Origin of the sequence: Celeribacter indicus (assembly GCF_000819565.1) — a bacterium.
GTDB lineage: Bacteria > Pseudomonadota > Alphaproteobacteria > Rhodobacterales > Rhodobacteraceae > Celeribacter > Celeribacter indicus.
Map to the genome: position 1 here is coordinate 2,291,342 of NZ_CP004393.1, position 14,615 is coordinate 2,305,956.

General features: G+C 65.7%; 16 protein-coding genes. 14 read left to right on the plus strand and 2 right to left on the minus strand.

Annotation, left to right across the window (positions count from 1 at the left end):
* The first annotated feature begins 20 nt into the window (after positions 1–20).
* From P73_RS11530 to P73_RS11590, 13 genes are all read left to right on the plus strand, one after another.
* Positions 21–2,000, plus strand: a complete 1,980-nt coding sequence (locus tag P73_RS11530) for a conjugal transfer protein TraG (protein ID WP_043869660.1) — start codon at positions 21–23, stop codon at positions 1,998–2,000.
* Between the two features lie 11 nt (positions 2,001–2,011).
* A complete protein-coding gene (locus P73_RS11535; RefSeq protein WP_043869661.1) occupies positions 2,012–2,473 on the plus strand; it encodes a ribbon-helix-helix domain-containing protein in 462 nt (153 codons plus the stop codon).
* 194 nt (positions 2,474–2,667) lie between these two features.
* Entirely contained in the window at positions 2,668–3,615 is a 948-nt protein-coding gene (trbB, locus tag P73_RS11540) for a P-type conjugative transfer ATPase TrbB (RefSeq protein ID WP_476727301.1), read from the plus strand.
* Entirely contained in the window at positions 3,612–3,944 is a 333-nt protein-coding gene (locus P73_RS11545) for a TrbC/VirB2 family type IV secretion system protein (protein ID WP_043869663.1), read from the plus strand. The genes trbB and P73_RS11545 overlap by 4 nt, the downstream gene beginning before the upstream one ends.
* Positions 3,944–4,225 (plus strand): VirB3 family type IV secretion system protein, encoded by a 282-nt coding sequence (locus P73_RS11550; protein ID WP_043869664.1) that lies wholly within the window; start codon positions 3,944–3,946, stop codon positions 4,223–4,225. The genes P73_RS11545 and P73_RS11550 overlap by 1 nt, the downstream gene beginning before the upstream one ends.
* 10 nt (positions 4,226–4,235) lie before the next feature.
* Positions 4,236–6,770: a conjugal transfer protein TrbE gene (gene trbE / locus P73_RS11555; protein WP_043869665.1), complete on the plus strand. Its 2,535-nt coding sequence runs from the start codon at positions 4,236–4,238 to the stop codon at positions 6,768–6,770.
* Positions 6,767–7,540, plus strand: a complete 774-nt coding sequence (trbJ, locus tag P73_RS11560) for a P-type conjugative transfer protein TrbJ (RefSeq protein WP_052453211.1) — start codon at positions 6,767–6,769, stop codon at positions 7,538–7,540. Before trbE ends, trbJ begins: the two co-directional genes overlap by 4 nt.
* Before the next feature lie 14 nt (positions 7,541–7,554).
* A complete protein-coding gene (gene trbK-alt, locus P73_RS11565; RefSeq protein WP_043869666.1) occupies positions 7,555–7,842 on the plus strand; it encodes a putative entry exclusion protein TrbK-alt in 288 nt (95 codons plus the stop codon).
* Between the two features lie 3 nt (positions 7,843–7,845).
* A complete protein-coding gene (gene trbL, locus P73_RS11570; protein ID WP_043869667.1) occupies positions 7,846–9,219 on the plus strand; it encodes a P-type conjugative transfer protein TrbL in 1,374 nt (457 codons plus the stop codon).
* A complete protein-coding gene (gene trbF / locus P73_RS11575; protein ID WP_043869668.1) occupies positions 9,216–9,905 on the plus strand; it encodes a conjugal transfer protein TrbF in 690 nt (229 codons plus the stop codon). Before trbL ends, trbF begins: the two co-directional genes overlap by 4 nt.
* Positions 9,902–10,921 carry a P-type conjugative transfer protein TrbG gene (gene trbG, locus P73_RS11580; protein WP_043869669.1) on the plus strand — a complete coding sequence of 340 codons (1,020 nt, stop codon included), beginning with the start codon at positions 9,902–9,904 and terminating at the stop codon, positions 10,919–10,921. The genes trbF and trbG overlap by 4 nt, the downstream gene beginning before the upstream one ends.
* Positions 10,918–12,057: a TraB/TrbI/VirB10 family type IV secretion system protein gene (locus P73_RS11585; RefSeq protein ID WP_043869670.1), complete on the plus strand. Its 1,140-nt coding sequence runs from the start codon at positions 10,918–10,920 to the stop codon at positions 12,055–12,057. Before trbG ends, P73_RS11585 begins: the two co-directional genes overlap by 4 nt.
* A gap of 2 nt (positions 12,058–12,059) precedes the next feature.
* Entirely contained in the window at positions 12,060–12,293 is a 234-nt protein-coding gene (locus P73_RS11590; protein WP_043869671.1) for a DUF2274 domain-containing protein, read from the plus strand.
* 87 nt (positions 12,294–12,380) lie between these two features.
* Here P73_RS11590 and P73_RS26320 read toward each other — a convergent pair whose 3' ends face one another.
* Both P73_RS26320 and P73_RS11600 read right to left on the minus strand, forming a co-directional pair.
* On the minus strand, positions 12,381–12,890 hold the full coding sequence (locus P73_RS26320; protein WP_074743235.1) for a TetR/AcrR family transcriptional regulator: 510 nt from the start codon (positions 12,888–12,890) through the stop codon (positions 12,381–12,383).
* 50 nt (positions 12,891–12,940) lie between these two features.
* The gene (locus P73_RS11600; RefSeq protein WP_043869673.1) at positions 12,941–13,924 is read right to left on the minus strand and encodes an SDR family NAD(P)-dependent oxidoreductase; all 984 of its coding nucleotides are present in this window, start codon (positions 13,922–13,924) and stop codon (positions 12,941–12,943) included.
* Between the two features lie 377 nt (positions 13,925–14,301).
* Between P73_RS11600 and P73_RS11605 the strand changes: the two genes are divergently transcribed.
* Positions 14,302–14,613, plus strand: a complete 312-nt coding sequence (locus tag P73_RS11605) for a hypothetical protein (RefSeq protein ID WP_043869674.1) — start codon at positions 14,302–14,304, stop codon at positions 14,611–14,613.
* The last annotated feature ends 2 nt before the right edge of the window (positions 14,614–14,615 follow it).

Here is a 14,615-nt window from a genome sequence, read left to right on the forward strand (position 1 = left end):
TTTTGCAGACAGGAGCCCGTATGCGCGGAGGCCGAATCCTTTGGGGTCAGATTGCTGTCGTCTTCACCATCGTTCTGGTGATGACCTGGGCAGCAACGCAATGGGTGGCGTTCCGCCTCGGCTTTCAGCTCCAGCTCGGCAATCCATGGTTCGATCTGGCGGGCCTGCCGGTCTATTACCCGCCGGCGTTCTTCTGGTGGTGGTTTTCGTTCGACGCCTATGCGCCGGCAATCTTCGTCGAAGGCGCGATCATCGCAGCCTCGGGCGGCTTCATCGCCATCGCCGCCGCCATCCTCATGTCCATCATCCGGGCACGGGAGGCAAAGAACGTCGCCACCTACGGTTCAGCGCGATGGGCCGAGGACAAGGAAATCCGCGCAGCCGGATTGCTCGGGCCGGATGGCGTTGTGCTCGGCCGATACGACCGGGACTATCTCCGGCATGACGGCCCCGAGCACGTCCTATGCTTCGCCCCGACCCGCAGCGGCAAAGGCGTCGGGCTGGTGGTGCCGACGCTGCTGACATGGCCGGGAAGCTGCATCGTCCACGACATAAAGGGCGAGAACTGGACGCTTACAGCGGGTTTTCGCGCGAAGCATGGCCGGGTGCTGCTGTTCGATCCGACCAACGCCAGATCGTCGGCCTACAACCCGCTGCTGGAGGTCCGGCAAGGGGAATGGGAAGTCCGGGACGTGCAGAACATCGCGGACATACTGGTGGACCCGGAAGGGAGCCTCGACAAGCGCAACCATTGGGAAAAGACCAGCCATAGCCTGCTTGTTGGCGCGATCCTGCATGTTCTCTATGCGGAGAAGGACAAGACCGTGGCTGGCGTCGCCAACTTCCTGTCCGACCCCCGCCGTCCGGTCGAGGCGACCTTGCGCGCCATGATGGACACGCCGCATCTCGGCGAGGCCGGCGTTCATCCGGTCATCGCGTCGTCGGCCCGCGAACTGCTGAACAAATCCGAGAACGAGCGGTCGGGCGTGCTCTCCACCGCCATGTCGTTTCTCGGCCTCTACCGCGATCCCGTAGTGGCGCGCGTCACCGCACGTTGCGACTGGCGCATTGCCGATCTGGTCGGCAGCCGCCAGCCGGTCACGCTCTACCTCGTTGTGCCGCCATCCGACATCAACCGCACCAAACCGCTTATCCGGCTCATCCTCAACCAGATCGGCCGCCGGCTGACCGAGGACTTGAACACGTCCGCTAAGCGCCATCGCCTACTGTTGATGCTGGACGAGTTTCCAGCGCTCGGCCGGCTCGACTTCTTTGAATCGGCGCTCGCCTTCATGGCGGGTTACGGCCTCAAATCCTTCCTGATCGCGCAGAGCCTCAACCAGATCGAGCGCGCCTACGGGCAGAACAATTCGATCCTCGACAACTGCCATGTCCGCGTCAGCTTCGCCACGAACGACGAACGCACGGCCAAGCGGGTGAGCGATGCGCTCGGCACCGCAACGGAACTCCGCGATTCCACGAACTATGCCGGCCATCGCCTCGCACCCTGGCTCGGGCATTTGATGGTTTCCCGGCAGGAAACCGCGCGGCCGCTGATGACGCCGGGCGAGATCATGCAGCTTCCGCCCACCGATGAAATCGTCATGGTCGCGGGCACGCCGCCGATCCGCGCCACCAAGGCTCGTTACTACGAGGATGTGCGCTTCACCGAACGCCTCCTGGCTCCGCCCGATCCGGCTTCCGACCCCGCCACGAACCCGTCATCCGACGATTGGTCGAGCCGCGTGGTCGCAGCGAAGGGCGATGCCCAGTCCATGGCTAGCGGAACGGAAGGCGATCCGGCCAATGCCGGCATCCGCCGCGAACCGGAATTGCCCGAGCATGAGGAAATCGTTCCGCCGCCGTCTCCGGCGCGGGAGTTCGACATCCTTGACGACGAGCCGGACCTGGACGCGGTCAAGGCCCGCGCCCTGCGTCAGCGTATGCGCGCGGTTGCCCGGCAGGCGTCGATGAACCCCGATGACGGGATCGAGCTTTGAGGAAACTGCCCATGACCACGCGAACCCGCATGAACGTCTATTTCGACCCGGAATTGCTGCAACAGGTCGAGATGCTGGCGCTGCACCGCAATGTCTCCAAATCCGCAATCGTGGAGGCGTCCGTCGCGTCCTTCCTGTCCGGCGACACGGCGGATCGGCTGGAAGCGGCCATGTCGCGCCGTATGGACCGGCTCGGCCGCCAGATGGACGGCCTCGACGAAGATCTCGCCGTGCTCGGCGAGACGCTTTCGCTATTCGTCCAGTTCTGGCTAACCATCACCCCGCCGATCTCCGACACCGCGCAATCCTCCGCCCGTGCCAAAGGCGTGGAACGGTTCGAGGGTTTCATTCAGACTCTCGGCAAGCGCCTCGCCACCGGGGACAGGTTCCTCAAGGAGCTGTCGCGCGATGTCGATTCGCTTGGGGACACTCCCGCGCAGGGGCCGTCCGATGCCGATGGCGACCGACCCTGAATTTTCAAACCGTCCTATTTGCCGCCGATCACCGCCGATGGCCGCACGCGCGTAAATAGTTGTTGAGTCGGCCAAAAATCAGGTTCTTTTAATCGACCCCGATGCGGGGACCGACTGTCGCGCGCCCCGTCGAAAGCGGGGCCGACATGACTGCCACACATCACAGACCGGAGGCAATCCAGCGCGGCGCGCGGATGTTGCGCACCGCGCTCGGCCCGGCCATTGCCCGGTTTCTGGAAGACCCGGCCGTGGTCGAGGTCATGCTGAACCCGGATGGCCGCATCTGGATCGACCGTCTTTCCGAAGGGCTGGCGGATACGGGCGAAACGATGTCGCCGGCCGATGGCGAGCGCATCGTGCGCCTGGTCGCACACCATGTCGGCGTCGAGGTTCATGCCCGCAGTCCCCGCGTCTCGGCCGAACTTCCCGAGAGCGGCGAACGCTTTGAAGGCTTGCTTCCCCCGGTGGTTTCCTCGCCGGCCTTCGCCATCCGCAAGCCGGCTGTCGCGGTGTTCAGCCTCGATGACTATGTGGCGGCCGGCATCATGTCTGCCGACCAAGCCGCGACGTTACGCGCGGCCGTTTCTTCCCGCGCCAACATCCTCGTGGCGGGTGGCACCAGCACCGGCAAGACCACACTGACCAACGCGCTTCTGGCCGAAGTCGCCAAGGGCGCGGATCGTGTCGTCATCATCGAGGACACGCGCGAGCTGCAATGCGCCGCGCCCAACCTTGTCGCTATGCGGACGAAAGACGGCGTGGCGACGCTTTCCGATCTGGTCCGTTCCTCGCTGCGCCTGCGCCCCGACCGCATCCCCATCGGCGAGGTGCGCGGATCGGAAGCCCTCGACCTGCTCAAAGCCTGGGGAACGGGACACCCCGGCGGCATCGGCACCATCCATGCAGGCACCGGCATCGGTGCGCTCCGCCGTCTTGAACAGCTCATTCAGGAGGCCGTCGTCACCGTCCCGCGCGCGCTGATCGCCGAGACCATCGACCTTGTTGCCGTCCTTTCCGGGCGCGGTTCCGCGCGCCGGCTGGCCGAACTCGCCCGCGTCGAAGGGCTGGGGCCGGACGGCGACTACCGCATCACGCATCTCAGCCCCTTGGCAACCCCCACCAGAACTGGAGACCCCGAATGATCCGTCATGCCATGCGCATCCGTCGCCACGTCGCCACGGCCGCGGCCGTCACCTATGTCAGCCTCTTCATGGCCCCGGCCGCCCACGCCTCGGGGTCGTCGATGCCCTGGGAAGCGCCGCTGCAATCCATCCTCGAATCCATCGAGGGGCCGGTCGCGAAGATCATCGCCGTCATCATCATCATCGTGACCGGCCTGACGCTGGCCTTCGGCGATACCAGCGGCGGCTTCCGCCGCCTGATCCAGATCGTGTTCGGCCTGTCCATCGCCTTCGCCGCATCGAGCTTTTTCCTGTCGTTCTTCTCGTTCGGCGGCGGAGCGCTCGTTTGATGGCGGGCGGCCTCGAACAGCTCGACGCGGTGCCGGGTTTCTCGGTCCCGGTCCATCGGGCGTTGACCGAGCATATCCTGCTCGGCGGCGCACCGCGCGCCATCGCCATCATGAACGGGACGCTTGCCGGGGCCGTGGGCCTCGGCCTGCGCCTTTGGCTGGTCGGCCTCGCCATATGGGCCATCGGCCATTTCGCAGCCGTATGGGCGGCGAAGCGCGACCCCCAGTTCGTCGAGGTCGGACGCAGGCATCTGCGCGTCCCCGGCCATCTGGCGGTGTGAGGGCGCGGCCATGATGAACCTTGCCGAATACCGCCGCACCGCCACCCAGCTCGCCGATTATCTGCCATGGGCCGCGCTGGTCGGCCAAGGCGTCGTGCTCAACAAGGACGGCAGTTTCCAGAGGACGGCGAAGTTTCGTGGTCCCGATCTGGATTCCGCCGTCGCGGCCGAGCTGGTCGCCGTTGCCGGCCGCATCAACAACGCAGTGCGCCGTCTCGGCTCCGGCTGGAGCATCTTCGTCGAGGCGCAGCGCAATCCGTCCTCGACCTATCCGGACAGCACATTTCCCGATCCCGCATCGGCGCTGGTCGATGCGGAGCGGAAAGCCGATTTCGAGGGTGAGGCCGACGAGGGATCGTCCCGGTGGGACGATCACCGGCCGAACGGCACGCATTTCGTGTCGGGCTACTTCCTGACCTTCCTCTGGCTGCCCCCGGCCGAGGAAGCCGCCCGCGCAGAAACATGGCTCTATGAGGGCCGCGAGAAAACGGGCGTGGACCCGTGGGAGCTGCTGCGCGGCTTCATCGACCGCACCGACCGCGTTCTCGCGCTGCTCGACGGCTTCATGCCCGAGTGCCGCTGGCTCGATGACGGCGCGACGCTGACCTATCTCCATTCCACCATCTCGATCAACCGCCATCGCGTGCGCGTGCCCGAGGTGCCCATGCACCTCGACGCGCTGCTCGCCGACCAGCCGTTGACTGGCGGGCTGGAACCGCGCCTTGGCGACGCGCATCTGCGCGTGCTGACCATCGTGGGATTCCCGACCGCGACGACGCCGGGCCTGCTCGACGATTTGAACCGGCTGGCGTTTCCGTATCGATGGAGCACCCGCGCGATCCTGCTCGACAAGACCGATGCGACGCGACTGCTCACCAGGATCAGGCGGCAATGGTTCGCCAAGCGCAAGAGCGTCGCGGCAATTCTGAAAGAGGTGATGACGAACGAGGCGTCCGCGCTCGTGGATACCGACGCGGCGAACAAGGCGCTCGACGCCGACATGGCCTTGCAGGAGCTTGGGGCAGACGTGGCGGGCATGGCCTATGTCACGGCGACCGTCACCGTTTGGGATACCGACCCGCGCATTGCCGACGAGAAGCTGCGCCTGGTCGAGAAGATCGTTCAGGGCCGCGACTTCACCGCCATGCCCGAGAGCGTCAACGCGGTTGACGCATGGCTCGGCAGCCTGCCCGGACACGCCTACGCCAATGTCCGCCAGCCACCCATCAGCACTTTGAATCTCGCCCACATGATCCCGCTTTCGGCGGTGTGGGCGGGGCCGGAACGGGACGAGCATTTCGGTGCGCCCCCTTTGCTCTTTGGAAAGACCGAAGGCTCAACCCCGTTCCGGCTAAGTCTGCATGTCGGCGACGTAGGGCACACCCTTGTCGTCGGCCCGACCGGCGCGGGCAAATCCGTGCTGCTCGCCCTCATGGCCTTGCAGTTCCGGCGCTATGCGGGATCGCAGGTTTTCGCCTTCGACTTCGGCGGTAGCATCCGCGCCGCCGCGCTCGCCATGGGCGGGGATTGGCACGATTTGGGCGGCGGCCTCACGGAAGGGGACGAGGCCTCCGTCTCGCTCCAGCCGCTTGGCCGCATCCACGATACCTATGAACGCGCATGGGCGGCGGACTGGATTGCGGCCATCCTCATGCGCGAGGGGCTGGCGATCACGCCGGAGGTGAAAGAGCACATCTGGACGGCGCTGACTTCGCTTGCGTCCGCGCCGGTCGGCGAGCGCACCATCACCGGCCTCGCGGTCCTGCTGCAAAGCAACGACCTCAAACAAGCCCTTCGGCCTTATTGCGTCGGCGGCGCCTATGGCCGGTTGCTCGACGCCGAGACGGAACATCTTGGCGCGGCGGACGTGCAGGCGTTCGAGATCGAGGGGCTTGTCGGGACCGGCGCGGCCCCGGCCGTGCTCGCCTATCTGTTCCATCGCATCGGCGATCGGCTCGATGGGCGGCCGACGCTGCTCATCATCGACGAGGGTTGGCTTGCGCTGGACGACGAGGGGTTCGCCGGCCAGCTCCGCGAATGGCTAAAAACGCTGCGCAAGAAGAACGCCAGCGTCATCTTCGCCACGCAAAGCCTGTCCGACATTGACGGCAGCAACATCGCGCCCGCGATTATCGAAAGCTGCCCGACCCGGCTCTTGCTGCCGAACGAGCGCGCCATCGAGCCGCAGATCACGGCCATCTATCGCCGCTTCGGCCTCAATGACAGGCAGATCGAAATCCTAGCACGGGCCACGCCCAAGCGGGATTATTACTGCCAAAGCCGCAGGGGCAATCGCCTGTTCGAGCTGGGCCTGTCCGAAGTCGGCCTCGCGCTCTGCGCCGCATCCGCCAAATCCGACCAGACCCTCATTGCGCAGATCGTTGCGGAGCACGGCCGCGATGGTTTCCTCGCCGCATGGCTGCGCGAGCGCGGCGTCGATTGGGCGGCCGAGCTGATCCCCAACCTCACCAATCTTGCCGACCGGCCGGAATTCGCCGCGCCGGCCCGGCTCGATACCCACCCCACACAGGAGATTCTTCCATGACCCATCCCAAGATCGTCGGGGCTTCGGCCCTCGCGCTGGCGCTCGCCGTGCCCGTCGCGCTGTCGCCTATGCTGGCAAGCCCGGCCCATGCGCAATTCGGCTTCGGCCGCATCGTCTATGATCCGAGCAACTACGCGCAGAACGTCCTCACGGCGGCCCGGACGCTGGAGCAGATCAACAACCAGATCACCAGCCTCCAAAACGAAGCGCAGATGCTTATCAACCAGGCGAGGAATCTGGCGAGCCTGCCATACAGCGCGCTCCAGCAGCTCCAGCAGAACGTCAGCCGCACCCAGCAGCTTCTCAGCGACGCGCAGAACATCGCGTTCGATGTGCAAAACATCGACCAGGCGTTTCAGCAGCAATACGGCAACGTCTCGCAGTCGGCGACCGACGCCCAGCTTGTCGCCGATGCGCGCGACCGTTGGCAAAACACGGTCGGCGGCTTGCAAGACGCCATGAAGGTGCAAGCCGGTGTCGTCGGCAATATCGACAGCAACCGCGCCGAGATGGCCGCGCTCGTCGGCCGGAGCCAGGGCGCGACCGGCGCATTACAGGCCACGCAGGCCGGCAATCAGATCCTCGCCCTCCAGTCGCAGCAGCTTTCCGACCTGATCGCCATGCTTGCCGCCAACGGCCGGTCGGAAGCGCTGATCGAGGCCGAGCGCGCCACGGCCGCCGAACAGGGCCGCGTCCAGCGCGAGCGCTTCCTGACCCCCGGCAGCGGCTACCAGCCGGGCAATGCGCAGATGTTCAACGGCAACAACTGACCGGGAGGCTCGCCATGGACGGCAAGATGCTGGCCCGGCTCGGGGCTGTCGTATTCGTCGCCATCGCCATCACCGCCACAGTGATCGAGATGGCCCGCAAGGACGATCCCGCGCCGGCCAGCACCGCACCGGCGCTGCAACCACCGACCGATCCGCTCCGCGCGACGCTCCGCCGGTGCCAGCAGCTTGGGGAAACGGCGACGAGCGATCCGGCTTGTCTCGCCGCATGGGCCGAGAGCCGCGACCGCTTTCTTGGCCGGACGCCCGCGCAGACCGCTCCGCGACAGAACGAGGAACAGTGATCCATGGGCGGAACCGGCGTCATCGACTCGTTTCTTGGGGTCTTCACCAGCTACATAGATTCCGGCTTCGGCCTGCTCGGTGGGGAAGTGGCGTTTATCGCCACCACCCTGATCGTCATCGACGTGACGCTTGCCGCGCTCTTCTGGGCCTGGGGCGCGGATGACGACATTATCGCAAGGCTGGTCAAGAAGACCCTGTTCGTCGGTGTCTTCGCCTACATCATCGGCAACTGGAACAACCTCGCCCGCATCGTCTTCGACTCATTCGCCGGTCTCGGTCTCATGGCGTCGGGCACGGGCTTTTCCGCTGCCGACCTCATGCGGCCAGGCCGGGTGGCACAGACCGGCCTCGATGCCGGCCGACCATTGCTCGATTCCATTTCCGACCTCATGGGCTACTGGTCGTTCTTCGAGAACTTCATCCAGATCGCCTGCCTGCTGTTCGCCTGGGCGCTGGTGATCCTCGCCTTCTTCATCCTCGCCGTGCAGCTCTTCGTCACGCTGATCGAGTTCAAGCTGACCACGCTGGCCGGCTTCGTGCTGATCCCCTTCGGCCTGTTCGGCAAGACCGCCTTCATGGCCGAGCGTGTGCTTGGCAACGTAATCTCTTCCGGCATCAAGGTTCTGGTGTTGGCCGTCATCATCGGCATCGGCTCGACGCTGTTCTCGCAATTCACGGCCGGTTTCGGCGGCGCGACCCCGACCATCGACGACGCCATGGCGATCGTGCTGGCAGCCCTGTCGCTGCTCGGCCTCGGCATCTTCGGACCCGGCATCGCCACCGGCCTTGTCTCGGGCGGCCCCCAGCTCGGCGCGGGCGCGGCCGTGGGCACCGGCCTCGCCGCCGGCGGCATGGCGCTGGCGGGCGGCGCGGCGGCGGGTGGCGCGGCGATGCTCGGCGCAAAAGGCGGCGCAGCCGCTTTGTCCGGCGCGGCCGCGGCCGTTCGCGGCGGCGCGACGGCCGCAGGAGCCGCTTCCGCAGCCTACAGCCTCGGCTCGCTCGGCCAGACCGGCGCGACCGGCGTCGCCTCCGGCCTTGGCGGTGTCGCCCGCGCGGCAGGATCGGCCGCTATCTCGCCGCTCAAGCGCGCCGCCGCGCGCGCCAGCGAATCTGTCACATCCAGCTTCACCGAAGGCGCACGGGCCGGCTTTGGCGCGACGGGCGGCACGTCCTCCATGGGCACGGTCGGCGGCGCGAGCGCCGATCCCGCCGCTGCGCCTTCCGGCCCGGCCGGCAGTCCGCCCGCATGGGCGCAACGGATGCGGCGCTCGCAGGCCATGAACCACGGCACGACCATGGCCGCGCACGCCGTCCGCTCCGGCGACAGCCACGGCCCCGGCTCTTCCGTCAACCTTTCCGAAAGTGACCGCTCATGAGCATCTTCAAACGACCCGCAGCCCATTACGGCAAGACGCCGGAACCCGAGACCCCGTATCAGAAGGCCGCGCAGGTCTGGGACGAGCGTATCGGCTCGGCCCGCGTGCAGGCCCGCAACTGGCGCTATATGGCCTTCGGTTCGCTGATCCTTTCAATGGGTTTCGCTGCTGCCCTCGTATGGCAATCGGCGCGCGGGACCGTTGTGCCCTGGGTCGTGCAGGTCGATGCGCTCGGCGAGGCCCAGACCGTCGCACCGGCGAACGCCGACTATCGCCCGACCGATCCGCAGATCGCGTTCCATCTCGGCCGTTTCATCGAGCAGGTCCGCGCGATCCCGGCCGATGCGATCATCGTCCGGCAGAACTGGCTTCGCGCCTACGAGTTCACCACCGACCGGGGCGCTGCGGCCCTGAACGACTATGCCCGCGCCAACGATCCGTTCACGCGCGTCGGCCGCCAACAGATCGCCGTCGATGTGTCCAGCGTCATCCGGGCATCGCCGGATTCCTTCCGTATTGCCTGGACCGAACGCCATTACGAAAACGGCCAGCTTTCCGGCACCGAGCGATGGACCGCGATCCTGACCATCGTGATCCAGCCGCCGCGCGACGCCGAGAGGCTGCGCGCCAATCCGCTCGGCATCTACGTCAATGCAATCTCATGGTCGCGGGAGATGAGCCAATGACCAGCACGACGTTCCGTAAAGCCGGCTTTCCGGTTTTCCGTAAACCCGCACTGGCGGCATTGCTGCTTTCCGCGACCGTGCTGGCCGGCTGCGCCACCAACCGGACGCCGCAATTCTCCTATGACGACGCCGTGCCGCCGCTGTCGACGCCGCCTGCGACTTCGACTGAGGACCGGCCCCGACCGCTGCACGTCCCACCGGCATGGACCGTCGCGCGAGGCGGCGAGAGGGCGGGCACACCGACCGGCCGCGTCGAGAACGCCAACGCCGCCGCCCGCGTCGAGCCGCGCCGCGAAGGCTATTACAACGCCATCCAGATATACCCGTGGTCGGAAGGCGCGCTCTATCAGGTCTATGCCGCCCCTGGTCAGATCACCAATATCGCATTGGAGCCGGGCGAAAGCCTGACCGGCGCGGGACCGATCGCCGCCGGCGACACCGCCCGCTGGATCATCGGCGACACCGAGAGCGGCAGCGGTGCCAACCGGCGCGTCCATATCCTCGTGAAACCGACCCGCGACGACATCTCGACCAACCTTGTCGTGACCACCGACCGGCGAACCTACATGATCGAGCTGCGCGCGCGGGACGCGCTCTACATGCCCGCCGTGGCCTGGGCCTATCCAGCGCCACCGGCAGGCCAGCACCGGGCCGTCCCGGCCGCGCCGGTCATCCCGGCCGAGGCGGCGCGGAACTATCGCTACGGATTGCAGGTGCAGGGCGACAGCCCGCCATGGCGGCCGGTTTCCGTTTTCGACGATGGCCGGCGCGTCTATGTCGTCTTCCCGCGCGGGATCGTGCAGGGCGAAATGCCGCCCATCTTCGTGCTCGGGTCGGACGGCGAGCCGCAGATCGTCAATTCCCGCATCTACCGGAACGTCCTGATCGTGGACCGTCTGTTTGGCGCGGCCGAACTGCGCCTCGGCGGCAACCGCCAGCAGGTCGTCAGGATCGTCCGTATAGAGCAACGACAGGCCGCCGCTCAGCCCGCAGCCACCGGAGACTCGCCGTCATGACAGACAACCCGATCACCGACACCACAGCGCCCATGCGGCTGCGCGCAGAACCGCCCCGTGTCACGCGCCTGTCGCGCAAGATGCTGGCAGGCGTTGGCGCTGTCGCCTTGCTCGGCATCGGCGGCGCGCTGATCTACGCGCTCCAGACCCGCGATGCAGGACCGGGCGGCGAAGAACTCTATTCGACAGAAAACCGGCCCACGGCGGACGGACTCACGGGCTTGCCCTCCGACTACACCGGCCCGGTGCTCGGCCCCGCGCTGCCCGGCGACCTTGGCCGTCCGATCCTCGACGCGCAGAACCGGGGCCAGCCGGTCGCAACGCCTGCGATCACAACGCCCGCGGTCGATCCAGAGGAAGAACGCCGCCGCGCCGAGGAAGAGGCCGCGCGCCTGAGCAACGTGTTCTTCCAGACCGGCCCGCGTCCCGGATCGACAGCCGGAACGGCCATGCCCGGCCTGGCCGGTCTCGGCGGTCAACCGGACGGAACCGCAGGCCAAAATCGTCATGCCGCCTTCCTAGGCGGCCCGGTTGACCGGCAGACCGTCGCGCCGGATCGTGTCACGCCGCCCGCATCGCCCTGGATACTTCAGGCTGGGGCCGTGATCCCGGCCGCGCTCATCACCGGCATCCGTTCCGACCTTCCGGGCCAGACAACAGCGCAAGTCACCGAGAACGTCTATGACAGCCCGACCGGCAGCCTGCTCCTGATCCCGCAAGGAACCCGCATCATCGGCCAGTATGACGACGGCGTGACCTTCGGCCAGCGCCGCGTCCTGCTTGTCTGGAATCGCCTGATCCTGCCGGGCGGCCGTTCCATCGTCCTTGAGCGCCTGCCGGGCACGGACGCCAGCGGCTACGCCGGCCTTGAGGATGGCGTCGATTATCACTGGTGGGATCTGATGAAAGCGGCTGGCCTCTCCACGCTGCTCGCGGTCGGCACGGAGCTTGCGACAAGTGACGAGGACCGGCTGATCCGCGCCATCCGCGACGGCGCGCAGGATACCGTCAATCAGGCCGGCCAGCAGATCGTCCAGCGCCAGTTGCAGGTCGCGCCTACGCTCACCATCCGACCGGGCTTCCCGCTCAGGATAATTGTTACCCGCGATTTAGTATTCGAGCAGACAGGAGGTTGACCATGACCAAGCTGAAACTCGGCGCAATCCCCGACGACAAGCCCGTGAAAGTCACGGTAGAGCTGCCCGCGCCGCTCCACCGCGATCTTGCCGCCTATGCCGAAGTCCTGGCCCGCGAGAGCGGCCAAGCCGCCGCTGATCCCGTCAGGCTGATCGTGCCCATGCTGGAGCGGTTCATCGCCACGGATCGCGGTTTCGCCAAGGCGAGGCGGGAAGGAGGTGGCGCGGCGGGATGAATGGCGGCTGTCAGGGACAAAGCGAACTTTCGCGGCGTCGGGAACGAAAGCCCAGACCCCACCGTCCCGATGAACCTCTCCAACGGTTTATGTCCGGGGATACTTTCCGGGGTGGAGGAGATTGAGCAACAGCTCCATGCTGGTCTCGACATTCGAGAGGCCCTTGTCCGGGTGCATCTGTCCATTGCCTTCCATCGCCAGAAGACCTTGGGCGCTGGCAAAGATGAGGCTGGCCAGGGCCTGACTGGGGGTGTCGGGCAGAACGCCCGCTTCCTGACATTCCTGCACGATCGAACGGAATTGCTCGAAGGTTGCCAGGGCCTTGGCATTCAGCTCACCGCCGCCGGCGGCGGTGTCGGGATTGTTGAACAACAATCTGTATCGGGCGGGCCGCTGGCGGCTGTAGTCGATGATGAGCCTGATGGCTTGTGACATCTTCTCGGCAGGCGGCCGGGATGATGTGCGAATAGCATCTGCCGCTTCTGCGAGGTCTTCGAAGGAAGCAGCAGCCACTGCTGCAAGGAGGGCATTGCGACTGGCAAAATGCTTGTAGGGTGCGTTATGGGACAAGCCGGCGGCCAAGCCCACCGCGCGCAAGGTTACGGCCTTCTCACCTCCGGAATCGAGCAGGTTTGCCGCAACCTCGATCAGCTTTTCGCCTGTCGTCTTGTTGATATCTCATTCTCCTTCCGATGCAGCCCTGCAAGCTCGTCCATCTGGTTCCAGAGCCTTGCGGCGCGGGTTTCGTCATACGACAATGTCGAAGAGCGTGTCTCCAGGAGTTTTCCGTCCTTGGACTGAAAATACTTCCCGGAGGCGTCGGCAAATTCGGGATCGGCCGCGAGCCGGGCCAGTGATGCACCCGAAAAATCCAACGACCCCATCGTGATGCCGCGACGCCTGAAAACCCAGTTCAGGAAGGCCGTTCTCGACAGCCATTGCACCGCCATGGGCATGCCGCGCAGAAATCCGGTTCCGGAGACAAGCCCCGGATCGAACGCGATGGATGAGACCGGGCGCCCCGACGCGCGGAGGCGGCGGTGCAGTTCATAGGCGTTCAGGACATTGCAGAGTTTCGACGTGGTATAACGTTTGCCTGCCGATATCGGCGCATTGCCGTCCTTGCCGATGCCGGCGAGCACCGTCGCATCCGGTTCGACCGCCGCACCGACCATCCTGCCGTCCGCGGTATCGGGATCGTGGGTGCCGCTGGCCGTGAACAAGACGCGGCCATTGTCCGCGATGCAGTCCTTGAGAAGATCGACAAGCAGGAAGTGGCCCAGGCAGTTGGTGGCGAACGTCACCTCGTACCCGTCCTCCGAAAAGGCGACCGGGCCATCAAAGCGCCCGCCCGCATTGCAGAGGAGGGCGTCCAGGCGCCCGATCTCTCCGTTATCCATGAGGCCGGTCACATGTGCGGCGGCCTTTCGCACGGACGCAAGCGAGGAGGTATCCAGGTCGACGCAGGTCACCTCGATCCCGAAATCGCGGCGCAATTCGGCGGCGGCTTCCTTCATCCGCGCCGGACTGCGCCCCGCCAGCAAGAGGTCCCATTTGAAGTGCGAGGCGAGGTGGCGCGCGCAGGAATATCCGATTCCTGTGTGACCGCCGGTGATGAGAGCAATAGGCATGCTAAGTTCCCTCAGGTTGACACTGTCAACCAATATGGGAGTAAGGTTGACGTTGTCAACCTGTGTGTCGTTCGCTTCAGCGGAATACCACAGATTGAGATACTGCCGATTCGTGAGAGTGCCCGGCCAATGGGAGTTGGACGCCCCTTATGAAATCCCTGGTTGGCCGCTTCGGAAAGCCGATCCATCCCCACGAACGAACGCGCATGAGTTTGTATCGAATGTCGCGGAAAGGCTCCGAGGCGACATTCGCAGTAGGGGTGCCGCCAGCGCACTCCCGCAAATGCGGCACGCTACAGGCCGCCGATCCCCCTCCATGCTTCGCCTGATCCGGGCCTTCCAGCCCCCCCGGAAATCCCGCGAACGAGGAGGATTCCATGTCCACGAAACGCCATTGCAGCAGGGGCCGCCCACGCCAGCCAGTCCCCAAAACGCTCCCCGACGATCTCTACGACTACGACGACGATCCGACGCCGCGCGTCAGTCCGCCTCGTGGACGCCGGCCCCATCTCTTCGATGTCGAGCGGCTGCCGGTCATCGACGACTGGCCCGATGAAGTGCCGATCACCGAAGCCGAGATTCAGGTGTTCGAGCGCTGGTTCGCCGACGTTTTCGATGAGATGTTCGGCTCGCTCGATTTGCCAGATGACTTAAAATCGTTATCGTATTATGATAATGAAAAGCCTTGAAC

What these genes read in the sequence shown, in the direction of transcription:
- P73_RS11530 (WP_043869660.1), top strand. Translation starts at nt 21, where the DNA reads ATGCGCGGAGGCCGAATCCTTTGGGGTCAGATTGCTGTCGTCTTCACC.
- P73_RS11535 (WP_043869661.1), top strand. Translation starts at nt 2,012, where the DNA reads ATGACCACGCGAACCCGCATGAACGTCTATTTCGACCCGGAATTGCTG.
- trbB (WP_476727301.1), top strand. Translation starts at nt 2,668, where the DNA reads ATGTTGCGCACCGCGCTCGGCCCGGCCATTGCCCGGTTTCTGGAAGAC.
- P73_RS11545 (WP_043869663.1), top strand. Translation starts at nt 3,612, where the DNA reads ATGATCCGTCATGCCATGCGCATCCGTCGCCACGTCGCCACGGCCGCG.
- P73_RS11550 (WP_043869664.1), top strand. Translation starts at nt 3,944, where the DNA reads ATGGCGGGCGGCCTCGAACAGCTCGACGCGGTGCCGGGTTTCTCGGTC.
- trbE (WP_043869665.1), top strand. Translation starts at nt 4,236, where the DNA reads ATGATGAACCTTGCCGAATACCGCCGCACCGCCACCCAGCTCGCCGAT.
- trbJ (WP_052453211.1), top strand. Translation starts at nt 6,767, where the DNA reads ATGACCCATCCCAAGATCGTCGGGGCTTCGGCCCTCGCGCTGGCGCTC.
- trbK-alt (WP_043869666.1), top strand. Translation starts at nt 7,555, where the DNA reads ATGGACGGCAAGATGCTGGCCCGGCTCGGGGCTGTCGTATTCGTCGCC.
- trbL (WP_043869667.1), top strand. Translation starts at nt 7,846, where the DNA reads ATGGGCGGAACCGGCGTCATCGACTCGTTTCTTGGGGTCTTCACCAGC.
- trbF (WP_043869668.1), top strand. Translation starts at nt 9,216, where the DNA reads ATGAGCATCTTCAAACGACCCGCAGCCCATTACGGCAAGACGCCGGAA.
- trbG (WP_043869669.1), top strand. Translation starts at nt 9,902, where the DNA reads ATGACCAGCACGACGTTCCGTAAAGCCGGCTTTCCGGTTTTCCGTAAA.
- P73_RS11585 (WP_043869670.1), top strand. Translation starts at nt 10,918, where the DNA reads ATGACAGACAACCCGATCACCGACACCACAGCGCCCATGCGGCTGCGC.
- P73_RS11590 (WP_043869671.1), top strand. Translation starts at nt 12,060, where the DNA reads ATGACCAAGCTGAAACTCGGCGCAATCCCCGACGACAAGCCCGTGAAA.
- P73_RS11600 (WP_043869673.1), bottom strand. Translation starts at nt 13,924, where the DNA reads ATGCCTATTGCTCTCATCACCGGCGGTCACACAGGAATCGGATATTCC.
- P73_RS11605 (WP_043869674.1), top strand. Translation starts at nt 14,302, where the DNA reads ATGTCCACGAAACGCCATTGCAGCAGGGGCCGCCCACGCCAGCCAGTC.